We start from the raw sequence: 4,636 nt of genomic DNA on the forward strand, positions 1-4,636 counted from the left end.
GGGGTTCCCGGCGATGGGCCTAGTCCTCGCGGCGGGCCTGCTCGTGGTGGCGGTGCCGATGACGGCGGTCGCCGTGCACCCCGGCTGGCGACGGCGACTGCAACCGGTCGAGCTCATCATCGAGGCTCCGGCATCGCGCCCTGTAAGGGGCGCGGGGCTGTATCGACATGCGGCTCCGCCGCGGGGCGCGACCAGCCGCCACCGGCCCGCAGCCACAACACCACCCGCCTACGAGAACTCGTACGCCTCCACCTCGGCCAGATAACGAGCCCGCAGCTCCTCGTCGTCCTCCAAGAACGACGCCACGAAGGAGTTCCTGGCCAACTCCCGCAACCGCTCCCCGCTCAGGCCCAGCGCCAAGCGCACCGCGTCGAAGTTGTCGCCCGCGTAGCCGCCGAAGTAGGCCGGGTCGTCGGAGTTGACCGTGCAGAGCAGGCCCGCGTCCAGCATGGCGGGGAGCGGGTGCTCGGCGAGGACGTCCACGGCACGCAACCGTACGTTCGACAGCGGGCACAACGTCAGCGGGATACGGTCCCGCACCAGCCGCGCCACCAACTCCCCGTCCTCCATGCAGCGCAGCCCGTGGTCGATCCGCTCGACGCCGAGGACGTCCAGCGCCTCGGTGATGTAGGCCGGCGGGCCCTCCTCACCGGCGTGCGCGACCCGTCGTAGGCCTAGCGCGGCGGCGGCCTCGTAGACCTCGCGGAACTTCACCGGCGGGTGGCCGACCTCGGCCGAGTCGAGGCCGATGCCGGTGATCCGGTGGAGGTACGGCTTCGCCGCCTCCAGGGTTTCCAAGGCCGAGTCGGCGGACTCGTCGCGCAGGAAGCACATGATGAGCCGGGTCGAGATGCCGTGGTTGGTCTCGCTGTCGCCCAGCGCCCGCCACAGGCCCTCCACCACCGTGCCCATGTCCACGCCCCGGGCGATATGCGCCTGCGGGTCGAAGAAGATCTCCGCGTGCCGTACGCCCTGCGCGGCGGCCCGGGCGAGATAGGCGTTGGCGAGGTCCTCGAAGTCCTGCTCGGTGCGCAGGACGGCCATCAGCTCGTAGTAGAGGTTCAGGAAGGACTGCAGGTCCTCGAAGAGGTACGCCTTGCGGAGCGCCTCGGTGTCCGCGTACGGCAGCTCGACGCCGTTGCGGGCGGCGAGGGCGAACGCCAGCTCGGGTTCGAGGGTGCCTTCGATGTGCAGGTGCAGTTCGGCTTTGGGAATGGGCATCGAAGTATCGTACGGGTGTTTTATCGCCGTTTCGGAACCGGCACCCTGAGTAGATCGTGCGCCACGGTCAGCTCCCCCTCGAAGCCCGCGGCCCGCGCCTGCCGCTCGAACTCCTCCGGCTCGGAGTAGCGCTGGCTGAAGTGGGTGAGGACGAGATGCCGTACCCCCGCGTCCTTCGCCACCCGTGCCGCCTGTCCTGCGGTCAAGTGGCCATGGTCTACGGCCAGTTGCTCGTCCTCGTCCAGGAACGTCGACTCGATCGCCAGCAGGTCGCAGCCCTCCGCGAGGGCGTGTACTCCGTCGCAGAGGCGGGTGTCCATGACGAACGCGAACCGCTGCCCGGGACGGACCTCACTGACGTCTTCGAGCGATACGCCGTCCACGACCCCCTCGCGCTGGATACGGCCCACGTCCGGGCCCTTGATGCCGTGCGCGGCGAGACGGTCGGGGAGCATGCGGCGGCCGTCGGGCTCGGTGAGGCGGTAGCCGTAGGACTCGACGGGGTGGGAGAGCCTGCGGGCCTCCAGGGTGTAGGAGGGCGTGGTGACGAGCACGCCGTCCTCGGCCACCGGGGCCTCGGTGATGCCTACTGTCTCGCGGTACGCGGTGGCGTAGCGCAGGCGGTCGAAGAAGCGCTGGCCGGACTTCGGGTAGTGCGCGGTGACCGGGTGCGGGACGCGGTCCAGGTTGATGCGCTGGATGACGCCCGCGAGGCCGAGGGAGTGGTCGCCGTGGAAGTGGGTGACGCAGATCCGGTTGAGGTCGTGCGCGGCGACCCCGGCGCGGAGCATCTGGCGCTGGGTGCCCTCGCCGGGGTCGAAGAGGATGCCCTCGCCGTCCCAGCGGAGGAGGTAGCCGTTGTGGTTGCGATGGCGGGTGGGGACCTGGCTGGCGGTGCCGAGGATCACCAATTCACGTACGGACACGGTGAGTTACCCGGGGGGCCACTGCATGCCACGGCCGCCCATGACGTGCGCGTGGGCGTGGAACACGGTCTGGCCCACGCCGCTGCCGGTGTTGAAGATCACCCGGTAGCTGTCGAGCTTCTCGTCGGTCGCCACCTCGCCGGCCTCGCGCAGTACGTCTGCGGCGATTGCCGGTTCGGCGGCGGCGAGGGAGGCGGCGTCGGGGTAGTGGACGCGGGGGATCACCAGGACGTGGGTCGGGGCCTGGGGGTTGATGTCCCGGAACGCGACGGTGGTGGCTGTTTCGCGGACGATCGTCGCCGGGATGTGGCCCTCGACGATCTTGCAGAACAGGCAGTCGTCCTGTGGTTCCCCTGACATGTGGGATCCCCTCCGGGAGGTGAGCGGCGCTTTACGGTGGGCATCGTATCGTCGTTAAGTGCTGCGCCGTCGTGGCTGGTCGCGCAGTTCCCCGCGCCCCTAGGTGGGCAATCCAGGGGGTGTTTTTGCGGGAACGGTCTCCAGTTTCTCCAGCGCCAGCCTGATTGCCTCGTCCAGCTGTGCGTCGCGCCCCGCCGCATAATCCTGAGGCCGCTGCACCACCTCTACGTCGGGATCCACCCCGTGGTTCTCGACCCCCCACCCGTAACCCTCAAGCCAGAACGCGTACTTGGGCTGGGTGACGAGTGTGCCGTCGACCAACCGGTACCTGCTGTCGATGCCGATCACGCCGCCCCACGTACGCGTACCGACCACCGGGCCGATGCCCAGCGCCTTGATCGCCGCGTTGACGATGTCGCCGTCGGAGCCGGAGAACTCGTTGGCCACGGCCACTACGGGGCCCCGGGGGGCGTCCTCGGGGTAGCTGTAGGGGCGCATGCCTCGGGGGAGGTCCCAGCCGACGATGCGGCGGGCCAGTTTCTCGACCACCAACTGCGAGGTGTGGCCGCCGCGGTTGTAGCGGACGTCGACCACCAGGCCTTCTCGGGCCACCTCTACGCGCAGGTCGCGGTGGATCTGGGCCCAGCCGGGGGCCTGCATGTCGGGGACGTGGAGGTAGCCGAGCCGGCCGCCGGACTTCTCGTGGACGTAGGCGCGGCGGTCGGCCACCCATGCGTGGTAGTACAGCGGTTCCTCGTCCGCGAGGGGGACGACGACCGCGTGGCGGGGGTCGCCGCCGCCGGCCGGGGAGATCGTCAGCTCGATGGGCTTGCCTGCCGTACCGACCAGGAGGGGGGCCGGTCCGGTGACCGGGTCGACGGGCCGGCCGGCGACCGCGAGGATCGCGTCGCCCGCGCGGACGGCGACGCCGGGTGCGGCGAGCGGGGCGCGGGCTGCCGGGTCGGAGGTCTCGGAGGGCAGGACCCGGTCGATACGCCAACTGCCGTCCTCGTAACGGGAGATGTCGGCGCCGAGCAGGCCCTGTCGTTCGCCGTGGCCGTAGCCGCCGCGCGGGGTGACGTAGGCGTGCGAGGTGCCGAGTTCGCCGTGCACCTCCCAGAGGAGGTCGACCAAGTCGTCGTGGGTGGCCAGGCGGTCGAGGACGGGGCGGTAGCGGTCGAGGACGCCGTCCCAGTCGACGCCGCTCATGTCGGCGCGCCAGAAGTTGTCGCGCATGATGCGGCCGGTCTCGTCGAACATCTGGCGCCATTCGGCGGCCGGGTCGACGGTCTGGCGGATGCGGGTGAGGTCGACGTTGATGTTCGAGTCGCTGTCGTCGTCCTCGGAGGGGGCGCGGCGGTCGCTCGGGACGACCCGCAGTTTGTGGTCGGTGCGCAGCAGGACGCGTTTGCCGTCGCCGCTTACCTCGAAGTGGTCGGCGTCCCCGGCGAGGTGCTCGATGCGCTGCTGGGCGAGGTCGTAGCGCTCCAACTCGGTTTTGGGGTCCGGGTCTTCGGGGGTCGCGCGGGTGGCGCCGAGGACGCCCTGCACGGGGTGGCGCAGCCACAGGACGCCGTCCTTGGCGGCGCGCAGGTTGGAGTAGCGGCCGGCCTCGACGGGGAAGGCGACGATGCGGTCGGCGAGGCCTTCGAGGTCGACGCGGGTGGTGGGGCGGCCCTCGCTGTCGGGGGTCTCGTCCTTGTCGGGGGTCTCGAAGGGGCGGCCGTGCCGCTGGGGTCCGAAGGGGGACGGGGTGGTGGCGGCGAGGGTGATCAGGTGCGGGCGGTCGCCGACCACGAAGGCCAGGTCGAAGACGTGTTCGTCGTAGACCGGGTCGAAGGAGCGGGTGGAGAGGAAGACCAGGTGTTTGCCGTCGAGGGTGAAGGCGGGGGCGTAGTCCTGGAAGCGGAGCGGGGTCGCCTCGGTGACCGACAGGTCGGTGGTGTTGGCGAGCTTGAGCTGGCGCAGCGGGCGCGGGCCGGGGTGCGACCAGGCGAGCCAGGCGGAGTCCGGGGAGAAGGCGAGGCCCGACACGTCGCCGTTCTCGCTGCGGTCCACCTCGCGGACCTCGCCGGTCTCGCGCTCGACGAGGAGGACACGGCCGTCGTGCGAGCCCACGGCGACCCGGC

The 4,636-nt window shown here is 70.8% G+C and carries 4 protein-coding genes and 1 pseudogene; 1 reads left to right on the forward strand and 4 read right to left on the reverse strand.

All coding sequences use genetic code 11. From position 1 onward, the window contains the following. Window positions 1-265 (forward strand): annotated as a pseudogene (locus R6V09_RS46420) (MFS transporter); the annotation flags it as partial. Here the strand turns inward: R6V09_RS46420 and R6V09_RS46425 are convergent. From R6V09_RS46425 to R6V09_RS46440, 4 genes are all read right to left on the reverse strand, one after another. Then, window positions 229-1,221: an adenosine deaminase gene (locus R6V09_RS46425; protein ID WP_317887497.1), complete on the reverse strand. Its 993-nt coding sequence runs from the start codon at window positions 1,219-1,221 to the stop codon at window positions 229-231. The pseudogene R6V09_RS46420 and the gene R6V09_RS46425 overlap by 37 nt on opposite strands. Before the next feature lie 20 nt (window positions 1,222-1,241). After that, window positions 1,242-2,147, reverse strand: coding sequence for a ribonuclease Z (locus R6V09_RS46430; RefSeq protein WP_317887498.1), 906 nt, complete (start codon window positions 2,145-2,147; stop codon window positions 1,242-1,244). A gap of 6 nt (window positions 2,148-2,153) precedes the next feature. Next, the gene (locus tag R6V09_RS46435) at window positions 2,154-2,507 is read right to left on the reverse strand and encodes a histidine triad nucleotide-binding protein (RefSeq protein WP_317887499.1); all 354 of its coding nucleotides are present in this window, start codon (window positions 2,505-2,507) and stop codon (window positions 2,154-2,156) included. A gap of 99 nt (window positions 2,508-2,606) precedes the next feature. Beyond that, on the reverse strand, window positions 2,607-4,636 hold a 2,030-nt coding region (locus R6V09_RS46440; RefSeq protein WP_317887500.1), incomplete at its 5' end, for a S41 family peptidase.

The organism is Streptomyces sp. W16, from assembly GCF_033194735.1.
GTDB lineage: Bacteria > Actinomycetota > Actinomycetes > Streptomycetales > Streptomycetaceae > Streptomyces.

What these genes read in the sequence shown, in the direction of transcription:
- R6V09_RS46425 (WP_317887497.1), bottom strand. Translation starts at nt 1,221, where the DNA reads ATGCCCATTCCCAAAGCCGAACTGCACCTGCACATCGAAGGCACCCTC.
- R6V09_RS46435 (WP_317887499.1), bottom strand. Translation starts at nt 2,507, where the DNA reads ATGTCAGGGGAACCACAGGACGACTGCCTGTTCTGCAAGATCGTCGAG.